General features: G+C 35.2%; 15 protein-coding genes. 7 read left to right on the top strand and 8 right to left on the bottom strand.

Translation table 11 applies throughout. The annotated features are described in order from the left end of the window. Positions 1–650: 650 nt before the first annotated feature. The 4 genes from AW17_RS11145 to AW17_RS11130 form a co-directional block, all read right to left on the bottom strand. Positions 651–848: a cold-shock protein gene (locus AW17_RS11145; RefSeq protein ID WP_029276380.1), complete on the bottom strand. Its 198-nt coding sequence runs from the start codon at positions 846–848 to the stop codon at positions 651–653. Between the two features lie 208 nt (positions 849–1,056). Then, complete coding sequence (locus AW17_RS11140; protein WP_029276378.1) at positions 1,057–1,692, bottom strand: peroxiredoxin; 636 nt, start codon at positions 1,690–1,692, stop codon at positions 1,057–1,059. 165 nt (positions 1,693–1,857) lie between these two features. Beyond that, entirely contained in the window at positions 1,858–2,955 is a 1,098-nt protein-coding gene (locus AW17_RS11135) for a S1 family peptidase (RefSeq protein ID WP_029276376.1), read from the bottom strand. A 6-nt stretch (positions 2,956–2,961) separates the two neighbouring features. Then, positions 2,962–3,528, bottom strand: a complete 567-nt coding sequence (locus tag AW17_RS11130) for an RNA polymerase sigma factor (RefSeq protein WP_029276375.1) — start codon at positions 3,526–3,528, stop codon at positions 2,962–2,964. A 203-nt stretch (positions 3,529–3,731) separates the two neighbouring features. Here AW17_RS11130 and AW17_RS11125 point away from each other — a divergent pair, with 203 nt between their 5' ends. The 6 genes from AW17_RS11125 to AW17_RS11105 all read left to right on the top strand — a co-directional run bounded on the left by AW17_RS11125 (position 3,732) and on the right by AW17_RS11105 (position 7,077). Continuing rightward, positions 3,732–3,950 (top strand): hypothetical protein, encoded by a 219-nt coding sequence (locus AW17_RS11125; RefSeq protein WP_029276373.1) that lies wholly within the window; start codon positions 3,732–3,734, stop codon positions 3,948–3,950. Positions 3,951–4,086: 136 nt separating this feature from the next. After that, positions 4,087–4,305 carry a hypothetical protein gene (locus AW17_RS11120; protein ID WP_029276371.1) on the top strand — a complete coding sequence of 73 codons (219 nt, stop codon included), beginning with the start codon at positions 4,087–4,089 and terminating at the stop codon, positions 4,303–4,305. A gap of 130 nt (positions 4,306–4,435) precedes the next feature. After that, entirely contained in the window at positions 4,436–4,657 is a 222-nt protein-coding gene (locus tag AW17_RS11115) for a hypothetical protein (RefSeq protein WP_029276369.1), read from the top strand. Between the two features lie 140 nt (positions 4,658–4,797). Beyond that, positions 4,798–4,965: a hypothetical protein gene (locus tag AW17_RS24455; protein WP_167343668.1), complete on the top strand. Its 168-nt coding sequence runs from the start codon at positions 4,798–4,800 to the stop codon at positions 4,963–4,965. 126 nt (positions 4,966–5,091) lie between these two features. Further along, positions 5,092–6,438: an adenylosuccinate lyase gene (purB, locus tag AW17_RS11110; protein WP_029276368.1), complete on the top strand. Its 1,347-nt coding sequence runs from the start codon at positions 5,092–5,094 to the stop codon at positions 6,436–6,438. 87 nt (positions 6,439–6,525) lie between these two features. Beyond that, positions 6,526–7,077, top strand: a complete 552-nt coding sequence (locus tag AW17_RS11105) for a NifU family protein (protein WP_029276367.1) — start codon at positions 6,526–6,528, stop codon at positions 7,075–7,077. Positions 7,078–7,224: 147 nt separating this feature from the next. On the opposite strand, the gene AW17_RS11100 is transcribed toward AW17_RS11105, so the two are convergent. The 4 genes from AW17_RS11100 to AW17_RS11085 all read right to left on the bottom strand — a co-directional run bounded on the left by AW17_RS11100 (position 7,225) and on the right by AW17_RS11085 (position 11,728). Beyond that, entirely contained in the window at positions 7,225–8,016 is a 792-nt protein-coding gene (locus tag AW17_RS11100) for an inositol monophosphatase family protein (protein WP_029276366.1), read from the bottom strand. Between the two features lie 55 nt (positions 8,017–8,071). After that, complete coding sequence (locus AW17_RS11095; RefSeq protein ID WP_029276365.1) at positions 8,072–9,223, bottom strand: prolipoprotein diacylglyceryl transferase; 1,152 nt, start codon at positions 9,221–9,223, stop codon at positions 8,072–8,074. Between the two features lie 488 nt (positions 9,224–9,711). Further along, on the bottom strand, positions 9,712–11,034 hold the full coding sequence (mtaB, locus tag AW17_RS11090; protein ID WP_029276363.1) for a tRNA (N(6)-L-threonylcarbamoyladenosine(37)-C(2))-methylthiotransferase MtaB: 1,323 nt from the start codon (positions 11,032–11,034) through the stop codon (positions 9,712–9,714). Positions 11,035–11,158: 124 nt separating this feature from the next. Continuing rightward, positions 11,159–11,728, bottom strand: coding sequence for a UbiX family flavin prenyltransferase (locus AW17_RS11085; protein ID WP_029276361.1), 570 nt, complete (start codon positions 11,726–11,728; stop codon positions 11,159–11,161). A 674-nt stretch (positions 11,729–12,402) separates the two neighbouring features. Between AW17_RS11085 and AW17_RS11080 the strand changes: the two genes are divergently transcribed. Continuing rightward, the gene (locus AW17_RS11080) at positions 12,403–14,280 is read left to right on the top strand and encodes a PAS domain-containing sensor histidine kinase (RefSeq protein ID WP_167343667.1); all 1,878 of its coding nucleotides are present in this window, start codon (positions 12,403–12,405) and stop codon (positions 14,278–14,280) included. Positions 14,281–14,312: the final 32 nt, after the last annotated feature.

Raw genomic sequence — 14,312 nt, 5'->3', positions numbered from 1 at the left:
AAACAAAAAATGCCGGCTGAAAATTTTTCTTTCGAAGCGAGTACGTTGGCTTGGGCAGTGCAGCCCGAAAAATTTGTTAGGCCGGATTTAAGTAGAACGGGGATACCGTACTATGGCCTAGCTGGATAGAAATGTAAAAGCTATTAAAGTGTTGATTAATAATTATTTGCAAAATAACGTCAAGGTAGCAAAGCGAAGAATCTTTTATCTATAAAAACTTTAAACTAACGACCAACTACTTTTTTCGGGAAGCAGGTTCAGAAGCATTTGGATTATTACAACCCCGCTCTCACTTCTGCCGATGAAAAAAATCGGCATCTCGCCCAAGATCAGGTTTAGCTGGCTTACATAGTGCAACTGTCTGAGCTAAAATAAACCCGACCAACAGCGTTATCCCGATTTAACATTTATTTTTATTTGTAGAGGATTTCAATCGGGATTAAGAAAAGGGCGCGACTATCGGAACCGATTACCACAGCAGTTGCTTTTCAAAAAACAAATTACTTCATGATTGGCAAAGAAAAAGAGTTATGACACTCTTAACTACGATACTCAGATTCTTCATTGCATTCAGAATGACAGAAAACACAAAAAGCCTCTCAATAGAAAGGCTTTTTGTAGTGATGAAGAAATAATCTTTATATTATTGCTTAAACTTTCTTAACATTTACAGCCTGTAAACCTTTTCTGCCTTCAGCTACTTCAAATTCTACGGTATCGTTTTCTTTCAAGCTTTCGATTCCACCTAAAACATCTTTAAAATGTACAAATAAATCTTTATTGTCTTCTTGTACAATAAATCCAAAGCCTTTTTGAGTGTTAAACCATTTAACTTTTCCGGTTGCCATAAAAAAATAAAAAATTGTATAAAATAAATAAACCTTTTACGCCTTGATCAGCATTTCATTTAAACAATTGGGTATTAATATGAATAAAACAACCAGTTTAAGCGTTAATATTGAAACAAAACTACCAAATATAATAAATTATGAATATAATGCAAGCCATTTCTGGCCATTCAACAAGAATGTTGCGTTATTAAATAAAATTTTCGAATTATTTATTTGGCTGAGGTGTAGTACGTAAATATGGTTTAATTACTTGGTGTCCTTTAGGAAATTTAGCTGGAATATCTTCCGTTTTAATACTGTTTACTACAATTACATCTTCTCCATCTTTCCAATCGGCAGGCGTAGCCACGCTATAATTGGCCGTAAGCTGTAAAGAATCAATCACACGTAACACTTCATTAAAATTTCTTCCAGTTGATGCCGGATAAGTAATGATTAATTTCACCTTTTTATCAGGACTGATTACGAACAACGAGCGAACTGTTAAAGTTTCTGAAGCATTCGGGTGGATCATATCATAGAGATTTGCCACTGTTTTGTCCGGATCTGCAATAATCGGAAATTCGACAGAAGTATTTTGAGTTTCGTTAATATCATTAATCCATCCTTTATGCGACTCGGCAGAATCAACGCTTAAGGCCAAAACCTTAACGTTTCTTTTTTCAAATTCGCCTTTTAAAGCTGCAGTTCTACCCAGTTCTGTGGTACAAACAGGGGTATAGTCGGCAGGGTGAGAAAACAATACTCCCCAGCTATCGCCTAAATAATTGTAAAAATCTATTTCGCCAATGGATGTGTTGGCCTTGAAATTCGGTGCGGTATCGCCTAATCTTATGCTCATAATGGTATTAATTTTAAGTTGATGAAAACAAATCTAAACAATACTATACTAAATAAATAGATTTAATATTATTTTAAGACCTCAAAATTACAATTCCAATAAAAAAACCCTGAAGATTTTAATCAACAGGGTTTAAGAATATTAATTTGTTTGGGGTATTGCGTTTTAATAAACTTTGATCATAAAAACATAATCTTCCAGTTTCTCGATTTGTTTGGTCCGTTTTAAACCAGACAATAAGCTTTTCTTATTTGTACCTAATCTATTTACACCCAACGAATCTTGCGGAATCGCCCTCATGGCTTCTAAAATATATTTTGATTTAATGGCAAAAGCTGCACCCTCTGTCTGATCTTGTTTACCACTGATAATACCAACCAAATTACCATTATTATCTAAAAGCGGCCCTCCACTATTTCCAGGGTTAACCAGAATCGAAACCTGATATTGGGTGGTATCGCCAATAAATCCACTCCTCGAGCTTACAGAACCTTCTCCCAGCACAATATCATCTTTAGGATAACCCAAAGTGTATACGTTTTCGCCAATGTTACTAATACTCTTTTTAATTGTATAAGGAATTGTAGACAAGCCGTTAAAATGTTTATCACTTATTTTAAGAATAGCAATATCGTTTTGCGGATCAGTATACACTGATTTTACTTTGAAAGATTCTCCTTTACTGTTTTGCACATACAAGGAATCGGCGCCGTTTACAACGTGAAGATTGGTTAATATGTATCCATTTGTAGAAACAGCAAATCCAGTTCCTCCAAAATTACCAGGGTTAGCTTTTTTAGGTGAATTATGTTGTGTACTAGCCTTAATATCAAGTACCAGATTATTCTGAGACTGTTTTACCCGCGATAACTCTCTACTCATTTTTTCGTAGTTAGCTTCCTGCTTACTATTATGTTGAATTGAGTAAATTGATACCAATGATAATACAATAAAAGATGCTGCTACCGCAACAACTGATTTATTTTTTCTCCAAAGCTGAACAATTTTTGATGGATGAGGTCTAAGTGTATCAGCCAGACCTTCCACATCAATTTCTGAATGAATATGATTCAACTGTTCTTTTAAGCGCAACTGCTCAGCAAATGTTCCCATAGATTCTAAAAAGAATTTATGCGAAACTACTTTATGATCTACTGTGGCATCATTACGACGTAACTGTTCAAAAGCTTCAGTTTCCTGTGCATTAAGTTTACCTAAAAGGTAATCTTCAATAATTGCATCTAACTCCAAATCGTTTCTCATTTCAAATTATGGTTGAAAAAATATTTTCTTTAACCTTTGCAGGCATTTATATTTCTGCGTTTTTGCATTATCGGTATTGGTATAACCAAACTTTTCGCAAATATCCTGCATGGATAAATTGTGGATATAAAAATCCTGAATAATGGTTTTACAAGGTTCTCCCAGATGATCGAGTGCCGATTGCATTTTCACAAAAGCAGCATCTTTTTCTTCATGGTGCTCTACATCTTCCTCAACAGCAAATACATCTTCATAATCGGTAATATTACCGGCTTTCTTACTGTTTAGGCTAAGTTTCTTTAGCCAAATGCGCCGGCAAACCGAATAAATATAGGTCTTCAGTTTGCTGCTGAGCTCAAAATTACCCGCCTTAATTTTGTTATATAAAATAATTATGCCTTCCTGATAAACATCTTTTGCATCATCTTCATCACCGTTATTATTCAGGATAAATTGCAAAACCATTGCATAATAAGCCTTGTATAACTTGTTAAGTGCATCTTCTGAGTTATTTAGAATACCTAAAATAACCTCTCTATCTGTTGGAACTGAACTCTTTAAACTGTTATTCACTAGTTAATACATTTTTCTATAAATAGTAACCCAATATTAGACAAAAAAATATTTATAGCTACTATAATTGCTTAATACAAACTTAAAGCAAACGGTAACCCAAACCTCGGAAAAAAAATATTTTAACTTTTTTGTAAATTGTCGGGTTACCTTTTTACCTTTGTGGCATTAATAAGAAATTAATTACTTAAAAAAATTCAAAAATGAAAAATGCATTCAAATTAGGCTTTTTAGCTTTAGCTTTATCTTTATCAGTTGTTGCTTGTAACTCAGAGAAAAAAGCTGAAGGTGCTGATACTACTTTAACTGATTCTTCTACTATCGTTACTGATACTACTGCAAAAGATACTACAGTGAAAGATTCTACAGTAAAAGATACAACTGTAAAAACTACTACAGAAAAAACTGAAGTTAAACACTAGTCTAACTTTACTCATAAAAAAAGGCTCCTGATTTAGCATTAGGAGCCTTTTTTATTTTTTTTAATTTATTTGGGTTACCTTTTCTATTTACCGGTATTAAGGATAAATTAATTAATTACTTAAAAAATACTCAAAAATGAAAAATGCATTCAAATTAGGCTTTTTAGCTTTAGCTTTATCTTTATCAGTTGTTGCTTGTAAATCAGAAAAAAAAGCAGAAGGTGCTGATACTACAGCTACTGATTCTTCAACTGTAATTACTGACACTACTAAAAAAGATACTACAGTAAAAGATTCTACAGTAAAAGATACTACTGTAAAAACTACTACAGAAAAAACTGAAGTTAAACACTAATTTAACTTACTTATAAGAAAAGCCTTTGGAAATTCATTTTTCAAAGGCTTTTTTATTTTATCAAAAAAACGGGTTACCTTTTAACATTTTAGGCATTAACGGTAGATAGTAACCCTAAACAAATATCAAAATGAAAAATGCATTCAAATTAGGCTTTTTAGCCCTAGCTCTATCTTTAACAGTTGCTGCTTGCGGCGAATCAGGTAAAAAAGCTGATGGTGCTGACACAACAGTTACAGATTCATCAACTATTATTACTGATACAACTGCTGTTGATACTACAGTTAAAGATTCTACTGTAAAAGACACTACAATTAAAGCTACTGCTACAAAAGAAGAAGTAAAACACTAGTTATTTTTACTAAATAACCTAAAAAAGGTCGCGTTTTTATATCGTGACCTTTTTTATTCAAGAAAACAGGGTTAATTCTTGTCTTTTTTTGTATAAATTAGCAATTAATTAATTTTCAAAACCAAACAAATTAAAAAAAAATGAAAAATGCATTCAAAATGGGCTTTTTAGCTCTAGCTTTATCCCTATCCGTTGTTGCTTGTAAATCAGAAAAAAAAGATGGCGCAACTGATTCATCTAAAGTTGATTCTACAGTAGTAGATACTACAGTGAAAGATACAACCGTTAAAGACACAACTAAAAAATAGTTTTAGCTATTACTTCAAAAAAGCCTTGGAAATTCTAGGCTTTTTTATTTTATATTAATTTCTAGGAATCAAGACCTTAAAATCCATCAATTGTAGTAAATTTGCGGCAAAAATATAATCCGCATAATGAATTTAACATCACTACAAGCTATTTCACCAGTTGATGGCCGTTACAGAAAAACAACCGAAAGTTTAGCTGCTTACTTTTCTGAAGAAGCCTTAATCAAATACCGTGTTTTTGTAGAAATCGAATATTTTATCGCACTTTGCGAAATCAACTTGCCTGGCTTAGAAAATTTTGATAAAAATCTTTATGGCCAACTACGCGAAATCCACGAAAATTTCTCAGAAGTTGATGCCTTAGAAATTAAGGAAACTGAAAAAGTAACCAACCATGATGTTAAAGCTGTTGAATATTTTATCAAAAGTAAATTCGATACGTTATCACTTCAGCACTATAAAGAGTTTATCCACTTCGGGTTAACCTCTCAGGACATTAATAATACTGCCATTCCTTATTCTATTAAATTAGCATTGAATGAAAGTTATTATCCGGCAATTAATACACTGATTGAAAAGATAAATGCCCTGGCTACTGAGTGGAAAGATATTCCGATGTTGGCACATACACATGGCCAGCCGGCCTCTCCTACCAAATTAGGCAAAGAATTTTTGGTTTTCGCCGAACGCTTGGCTATTCAGGTAGAAAGTTTAAAAAATATCCCTAATAGTGCAAAATTTGGTGGCGCTACCGGAAACTTCAACGCACACCATATTGCTTACCCTACTGTAAACTGGGTTAATTTCTCTAACCAGTTTGTTAACGAGACTTTGGGCTTAACACGTGCGCAACATACTACACAAATTGAACATTACGATCAATTTGCAGCTCAATGTGATGCTTTAAAACGCATAAACAACATTATTATAGATTTAGACAGAGATATCTGGACGTATATTTCTAAAAACTATTTTAAACAGAAAATCAAGGCTGGAGAAATCGGTTCGTCGGCTATGCCACATAAGGTTAACCCTATCGATTTCGAAAACGCTGAAGGAAATGCAGGAATTGCCAATGCTTTATTCGAATTTTTTGCTGCTAAATTGCCAATCTCACGCTTACAGAGAGACTTAACTGACTCTACTGTTTTAAGAAACGTAGGCGTTCCTTTTGGACATACCTTAATTGCTATTAATTCTACGCTGCGCGGATTAAACAAGATTTTATTAAATGAAGCTGCTTTACATGCCGATTTGGACGAAAACTGGGCAGTTGTTGCCGAGGCTATTCAAACGGTTTTAAGAAGAGAGAACTACCCTAACCCTTACGAAGCCCTAAAAGAATTAACCAGAACAAATTCAAAAATCAATGCAGCAAGCATTGCCGAGTTTATTGAAGGCTTAGCCGTTTCTGAAGCTGTTAAAGTACAATTGAGAACGATTACACCTTTTAATTATACTGGCATTTTCTAGCCAAATTAAATTGACGTTAAGCAGACAGCTTACAAAGGTTTTATTAGTGAGTAATTGTTAATTTTGTTTATTCAAATTGATTAAGACATGACGATTAACGTATATACAGAACAGACTCCAAATCCAGCTACCATGAAATTCATGGTAAACAAGCTGTTAATAAATGGCAGTGAGGATTTTGCGACTAAAGAGAGTGCAGAACATTCGCCTTTTGCTAAAGAGTTATTTAAGTTCAACTTTGTTTCTGGCGTTTTTTTCGCCAGTAATTTTGTTACCATTACCAAAACAGAGGATGCAGAATGGGCTGATATTGAAGCCATTTTAAAAGAATTTGTTAAAGGAGCAGTAGAATCTGAATTAAAAATTAAAGAAGCAACTGCTGAAGAGGCTCCAGCTTTTGAGGGTACAGAAACTGAAATTAAAATTCAGCAGATTCTGCACGATTATGTACGCCCGGCTGTTGAACAGGATGGTGGTGCAATTACATACAAATCTTTCGATGAAGGCGTGGTTACGGTAGAATTACGCGGTTCTTGCAGCGGTTGTCCATCTTCTACCATTACGCTTAAATCTGGTATCCAAAACTTATTGCAGAGAATGGTACCAGAAGTTACAGAAGTAGTTTCTGAGGCGCTTTAAAATTGTGCATTTTTCATAGTACATATAGTGAAAAGGTCCTGATGAGAATCGGGACCTTTTTTGTTGCAAACGAGTCGTCACCCTGAATTTATTTCAGGGTCTTAATTGCAGAAAAGATGCTGAAATAAATTCAGCATGACGATACTTCTAATTAAAATACTGCTTAATCGCAGTTAACATTTCAGTAGTAAGTTTACCATTGGTAGCCAATATCTCTCTTTTTTCAAAGTAATCATTTCCACCTGAGAAATCGTACACTTCTCCTCCTGCCTGCTGCACGATAAAGCATCCGGCTGCAAAATCCCATTGCTGCAGATTGTATTCAAAAAAAGCATCGAAACGCCCACAGGCTGTATATACCAGATCTATTGCTGCCGCACCAATTCTACGTACACCGTGGCTTTTCTGCATCATTTCCGTCAATAATTTCAAATATTGAGGCTGTTTATCAAACTGATAATATGGAAAGCCTGTAGCCAACAAACTCGATTTTAGATCAGGATTAGTAGAAACTTTAATTTCTTTCTTATTCATAAGGGCAGGTCCGCCTTTATATGAATAAAACATTTCTCCCCTATTTAATTCGTAAACTACGCCGATAATGGGTAATCCATCTTCATAAAGTGCTACGCTGATGCCGTAAGCGGGAATGCCATGGATAAAGTTGGTTGTACCATCCAAGGGATCAATTATCCAGGTATAAGTTTTACCCGTACGGTTGATGGTTTTCTCTTCGGTTATAAAACCTGCATCGGGAATTAATTTTTCAAGATTTTGAACCAGTTTCTGCTCTGCTGTTTTATCAACATAAGAAACCATGTCATTTAATCCTTTGTACTCTATTTTTTGAACATCGAACTGCATTGCTTCTTTACGGATAAAATTTCCCGTAAGCCTTACAATCGATATTACCTTTGTACACAGTAATTCGTAATTCATAGCTATTAACAATAAAACGAGGCGTTTATTGGATTATAAATGAACTTATAGCGCATTAAGCCAGTTGATTCTTGTTCCTTAAAGCATAAGCACTTAGTGCAATACCGCCAACCACAAGGAAAGTAGAAATCATTTCTGCCTGGGTAAAAGGCGGCAAGCCAAAAACATGATATTTTGAATTTACACGAATTAATTCGATACAGAAGCGCTCCATACCGTTTAAGATCATGTAAATACCAAACATTAAACCAGGTGCTTTTATTTTATCCCTAATCTTCCATAAGAAGGCAAAAAGGATTAAACATATAATTACTTCGTAAATTGGTGTTGGGTATACACCTTGAGCCAGTTCGTTGCAGAACTTACCACTACAGCCTGGAATCGGAATACCTTCGCCTACCACATTATTAGGATATTTGTAAGACCACAACCAATCTGGAAGCCAGGAAAATGGTTTCGGATTTGAATTTACAATCCCCCAGTCGCCATCACCAGCTAAGTGGCAACCAATGCGCCCAACTGCATAAGCCAGCATCATCCCCGGTCCACCTACATCGAGCATATGGAGCGGTTTAATACCATTTCTTTTAGCAATAATTAATACAGCCGCACCGCCGCAAATTAAACCACCATAAAAAGTTAAACCACTAAAAGATAATAACCGTTCGATGGGATGTTGAACAAAATCATCCCAATATTCTAGGTTATCGAAAAACTTTGCCCCTAAAAAACCCCATATAGCCGCCCAAACAATCAGGTTACTCATGGTTTGGTATGGGTGGATGGTTACCTGTGTTTCTTTTGGTTTATCCAGCTTGTGTTTATTCTTTTCGGTATAATCCCAATAAGCAAACAGCCCTGCAAAAAACAACCCACCAATTATATTTCCTTTGGTCGACATTAAAATCGACTGTGCATCATTTACAAAAAGTTTGTAGTTTGACAACGCATAAACCAGTTTATAACCAATAACGAAGCCGAAAAGGCCATTCATGATCAACTCTGATGTAGTAGCAGGTTTGCCAACCACAATTGTCTTTTTAATTGGATAGAGTATGCCTAATGCTTCCTTACGCTTAAGCTCTTTGGTGAAAGCCCAGTAACCGGCAACAAACGCCAGCGCTACAAAAACACCGAAAGTATTAAATGGAAGCGGTAAATTAATGCCGAATAAGTATTCTAAAAAATGTGAAACGGTAGGAAACATACAAATAATTTGTTGCGAAGATAGGAAAGAAAGACCAAAGCTGAAAGATTAAAGCGGAAAGCTAAAAGACTAAAGCGGAAAGACTAAAGACCAGCGGCTAAAGCTGGGAAAAACAGGTAAAAATCTTTTTTTTATTTTGGAAAAGAAGGGTCCTGTATTTCATCGGTTAGTACAGTCCTGCTCTGCGCTTTACTCACCCGATAGAAAAAAATCGGGATTCGTGTTCGCTCCGATCAGGTTTAATTAACTGATTACAGTAATTCTTAGGGGGATATTAGGTGCTAAAGACTGATTCCAAAAACAAGTCTTCCTTCTCCGTTCATTTGTCATCCTGAACGCAGTGAAGGATCTATCTTGTAACGGCAAAATGTTATCATCTAAGCGCTTTCAGCGGTTTAGCCTTTCATAGACAAAGGATTCTTCACTGCGTTCAGAATGACAGTAAAGGATATTTGACTGAAGACTTATGACTAATGACTTCGGACTAACTAATGATGCGTGTGAATAGTTTCCAGTTCGGCCACTTCTACTTCTCCATCGGCAGTGATTTCTAAAAGCTTAACCGCTTTCAATTCATTTACCATAACCGGATCGTATTTGGCACGTACTTTTACATAGTTTTTGGTAAAACCGTGCATGTAACCCGATTTTTGATCTGCCTCGAAAAGCACTTCAGCTTCAGCACCAATTTGAGATTCGTAGAAAGCCCTACGTTTTTTATCAGATAAAATATGGAGCATCTTACTGCGCTCATTCCGCTCGCTGCCCGCCACAACACCTTTCATTTCAGCTGCAGCTGTTAATTCGCGCTCAGAGTAAGTAAATACGTGTAGATAAGAAATATCGAGCTGATTTAAAAATTGATAGGTATCTAAGAAATCTTCTTTTGTTTCACCTGGGAAACCAACAATCACATCAACACCAATACAACAGTGCGGCATTACCTCCTTAATTTTGGCAACACGCTCTACATACAAATCGCTACGGTAACGACGGCGCATTAAACCTAAAATTTTATCAGAACCCGATTGTAAGGGAATATGAAAATGCGGAACAAACCTTTTCGAAGTGGATACAAACTGAATGATCTCATTGCTCAAAAGATTTGGCTCAATAGATGAAATACGAATTCTTTCAATTCCTTCTACCTCATCTAAAGCTTTAACAAGGTCAAAAAACTTATCTTCACGCTGACCGTTTCTAATTCCGAAATCGCCAAGATTTACACCAGTTAAAACAATTTCTTTAACACCGCTGTCTGCAATCATTTTTGCGCGATTCACCACATTTTCAATGGTATCGCTACGACTTGCACCGCGTGCTAAAGGAATGGTACAGTATGTACAAGGATAATCGCAACCATCCTGTACTTTCAAAAAAGTACGTGTCCTATCGCCAATCGAGTAAGAGGCAATAAAATTATGGTTTACTTTCTCTATATTTTGCTGATGAATAAGGGTTTTCGGTTGCTTGGTTAAATCGGTAATATATTCTACTATCCTGAATTTTTCTGCTGCGCCCAAAACCATATCAACACCTTCTATTTCGGCAATTTCCTGTGGTTTTAACTGCGCATAGCAACCTACAATGGTTACAAAGGCATTAGGAGAATATTTTAAAGCTTCTTTAACAACTTTACGGCATTTTTTATCGGCATGCTCCGTAACAGAGCAGGTGTTAATCACATAAACATCGGCCTGATCCTGAAACTCTACTACAGCATAACCCGCATCGGTAAATAACCGACCAATAGTTGATGTTTCAGAGAAATTGAGTTTACAACCTAATGTATAAAATGCGACCTTTTTCATTGAGGCTGCAAAGATAGGAAATTTGTTCGGAGTTAGTAATTTAACGCCATGATAGCATACAAATTACAGTGAATTAACAAAACAATTGGCAGTTTTCAGTTAATAACTGACTATCAACTAAACACTAACCTTCCTGCCACCGATAACTTTCCTGCTCGAAACCTGCCAGGTCTAACACCCGGCTAATTACCGTGCCAGCAACTTCTTCTATTGTTTGAGGCAAACTGTAAAAAGACGGATTGGCCGGACAGATGATTCCACCCGCTTCAGTTACGGTTTTCATATTGTTGATATGGATTAAACTGAACGGGGTATCTCTTACTACAGCTATTAATTTCCTGCGTTCTTTTAACACAACGTCTGCTGCCCTTGAAATCAAATCGTTCGATATTCCATGTGCTATCCTACCCAAAGTTCCCATAGAACAAGGAATAATAATCATGGTATCGTATTTTGCCGACCCTGAGGCAAAAGGAGCATTAAAATCGTTTTTGTTATAAAAGGTAAAGTCTTTAAAATGGTTATAATCCTGGTTCCCCAGTTCGAATTGCCAAACCGCTTTTGCATTATCGCTCATCACTACACCAACTGCCTCAATCTGATCTTTTAATGTTAATAACCGGTCAAATAAAACCTTTGCATAAATAGATCCGCTGGCACCTGTAACCGCAACAATCACTTTCTTTTTCATCATAACACAAAAATAGTTTTTCTAAATCCATTAAAACAAAAAAGGGCCAGAACATTGTTCTGACCCTACATCTACCTATGAAAAACATACCCTCGAAAGGGTAAGAACAAATATATATAAATTTTTAAAAAAATTTAAGCAAGAAATGTTAAATCGCTTAAATCAAACATTTAATTTAAAAACAAAACATAAACAACTGATTAACAGATAAATAATTTTAAAGAAAAAACACATAAAAACTTTTTTTCTACTTAAAAAGACATCATTTCCAACAAATTCTCACTTAATATTGTCTTACAAATCAGTCATAATCACCAAGTAAGGTCCTACTTTATAATTAGGCTATTGATTTTTACACTTTTGACTTTACAATTTTTTCATATTGATATAACATAAAATCAATTCGATTGCATAAAAACATTAAGGCGATTTTACAAATATAATCTCGAATGAATGCCCTTTCGTAACTGAAGAGCAAACGAAATATTATATACCATTTTTTATAGTCCCTCGTATATATGAATATTTAACGATAACAAACCAGGGACTAAATACTGAGCCACAACTACTTACAATCAAACAGAAAAACATCACACTTATTATTTATACCGTTCTGTATGATAAATATTATATCATCCTTACAAATCGGTTGGTGATTAACTACTTAACGATTATATTTGAAAAAGTGTCAACTTAAATTTATGATAGATTTAGCCTCTCCTTTCTTAAAAGCACTGTTAAAACATTCTACGAACCCCATAATCATTTTTAAAGTAAAACCGATATTGGTGGTGGTAGAACATAACGATGCTTACCAAGCTTTAATAGGGCGGGTTGGAGGAAAATTAAAATTCTATGATATTAACATTATCCCAAACCTCCTGTCTGCTACTGAAAAGGTACTTCTGATTAAAACAGTTCAGAAAGTAAGTGAGCTTAAAGCAAAAGCTACGCTGGTTATCCATCCCATCTATTCTAACTCGCCAAATGTAAAATGGGAATTGGAATTCTCGCCGGTATTACAAAACGATCGCCCGGTTGAATATATCATCTGTTCCTTAAGGGAAATTCCGTTAGATGAAAATGACCTTGAGCATATTTTATTTGAACTTTCAGAAAGTGAAGCACGTTTTAGAGGATTTTTTGACCAGGCTCCTCTGGGCATGTGTGTATTAAAAGGTCCAGCGCTTATTACAGAATATGCAAACGATAATATATTAAAACTTTGGGGTAAAACAAGAAAAGAAGTAATCGGGATTCCACAAGAAAAGGCACGACCAGAGCTCGAAAAACAACAAGCACTTGTAGCACATGTAAAAGATATTTTTAAAAACGGCCAACCCTTAACAATCAATGAATTAAAAATTTCGACACCTATTTCAGACGGTTATTTTATAGCTTTTTATGAGCCATTAAAAAATGATAAAAATGAAGTAAACAGAATTTTAGTGATTATTAAAGATATTACGGAGCAGGTAAATTTTAAAAAAGAACTACTTAAAGCTAAAGACATTTTAAAAATAGCCATGGATGCATCAGAAATGGGTTCATGGAATATCGATCTGGAAAGCAAACAGATACTTTTATCGGAAAGGGCACAACAAATTTACGAACTGGAAAATAACAGGTTGGGTATAGAAGAAGCCAAATCATTGATATCTATGGAAGACATCGGGCACCTTACCAGTGGCATCAGACGTGCATTACACCATAGAAATGCTTTTAACATCGAATATCAGATTAATTTGAATGGCATAAGCGCTAAAAGCAAATGGTTAAGAACAGCAGGAAAAGCCTATTATAACGAACAAGGAAAAGCCGTTTATATTGCCGGAGCTGTTTTGGATATTACAGAACATAAACAGGACGAAATTAGAAAAAACGACTTTATCGGTATGGTAAGTCACGAGCTTAAAACTCCACTAACATCTTTAAGTGCTTATGTACAACTTTTACAGCATAAATTTAAAGAAACGGATAACGACTTCACCATTCAGATACTTGACAAGGTAAATGTTCAGTTAAAAAGAATGTCGTTAATGATTGATGGCTTTTTAAATGTATCCTTACTAGAAGCTGGCAAAATTTTATTGAACAAAACAAATTTTAACCTAGTTCTTTTGATTAAAACCATAGCTGAAGAAAATAGAATTGTTTTACCCAGCCACTTCATCCAGGTGGTTGGTACAGAAGAAATGATGGTAAATGCCGATATGGAGAAAATCGGCAATGTGATCACTAACCTGATTGGAAATGCAGCGAAATACTCAAAAAAGAACTCTTTAATTGCAATAAAGTGCGAAACACAAAAGGATTATGTAATTGTTAGTGTGGAAGATGAAGGCATAGGCATTAGGGAAAATGATATACCCAAACTTTTTGACCGTTTTTACCGCGTAGAGAGCCCCGACACTAAAACAATTGCAGGATTTGGAGTTGGCCTGTATATTTGTGCCGAAGTAATTGAAAGGCATCAGGGGAAAATTTGGGCAGAAAGCAAATTGGGTAAAGGTTCTACATTTTATTTCAGTTTACCCACTACAAATACCCCATAATAATCTGTAACATTAATTTGCTTTGGGCAAGT

This window comes from Pedobacter borealis DSM 19626, assembly GCF_000708285.2.
Taxonomy (GTDB): Bacteria; Bacteroidota; Bacteroidia; order Sphingobacteriales; family Sphingobacteriaceae; genus Pedobacter; species Pedobacter borealis.
This window is presented reverse-complemented; position numbering and strand designations above follow the sequence as displayed.

What these genes read in the sequence shown, in the direction of transcription:
- AW17_RS11145 (WP_029276380.1), bottom strand. Translation starts at nt 848, where the DNA reads ATGGCAACCGGAAAAGTTAAATGGTTTAACACTCAAAAAGGCTTTGGA.
- AW17_RS11140 (WP_029276378.1), bottom strand. Translation starts at nt 1,692, where the DNA reads ATGAGCATAAGATTAGGCGATACCGCACCGAATTTCAAGGCCAACACA.
- AW17_RS11135 (WP_029276376.1), bottom strand. Translation starts at nt 2,955, where the DNA reads ATGAGAAACGATTTGGAGTTAGATGCAATTATTGAAGATTACCTTTTA.
- AW17_RS11125 (WP_029276373.1), top strand. Translation starts at nt 3,732, where the DNA reads ATGAAAAATGCATTCAAATTAGGCTTTTTAGCTTTAGCTTTATCTTTA.
- AW17_RS11120 (WP_029276371.1), top strand. Translation starts at nt 4,087, where the DNA reads ATGAAAAATGCATTCAAATTAGGCTTTTTAGCTTTAGCTTTATCTTTA.
- AW17_RS11115 (WP_029276369.1), top strand. Translation starts at nt 4,436, where the DNA reads ATGAAAAATGCATTCAAATTAGGCTTTTTAGCCCTAGCTCTATCTTTA.
- AW17_RS24455 (WP_167343668.1), top strand. Translation starts at nt 4,798, where the DNA reads ATGAAAAATGCATTCAAAATGGGCTTTTTAGCTCTAGCTTTATCCCTA.
- purB (WP_029276368.1), top strand. Translation starts at nt 5,092, where the DNA reads ATGAATTTAACATCACTACAAGCTATTTCACCAGTTGATGGCCGTTAC.
- AW17_RS11105 (WP_029276367.1), top strand. Translation starts at nt 6,526, where the DNA reads ATGACGATTAACGTATATACAGAACAGACTCCAAATCCAGCTACCATG.
- AW17_RS11100 (WP_029276366.1), bottom strand. Translation starts at nt 8,016, where the DNA reads ATGAATTACGAATTACTGTGTACAAAGGTAATATCGATTGTAAGGCTT.
- AW17_RS11095 (WP_029276365.1), bottom strand. Translation starts at nt 9,223, where the DNA reads ATGTTTCCTACCGTTTCACATTTTTTAGAATACTTATTCGGCATTAAT.
- mtaB (WP_029276363.1), bottom strand. Translation starts at nt 11,034, where the DNA reads ATGAAAAAGGTCGCATTTTATACATTAGGTTGTAAACTCAATTTCTCT.
- AW17_RS11085 (WP_029276361.1), bottom strand. Translation starts at nt 11,728, where the DNA reads ATGATGAAAAAGAAAGTGATTGTTGCGGTTACAGGTGCCAGCGGATCT.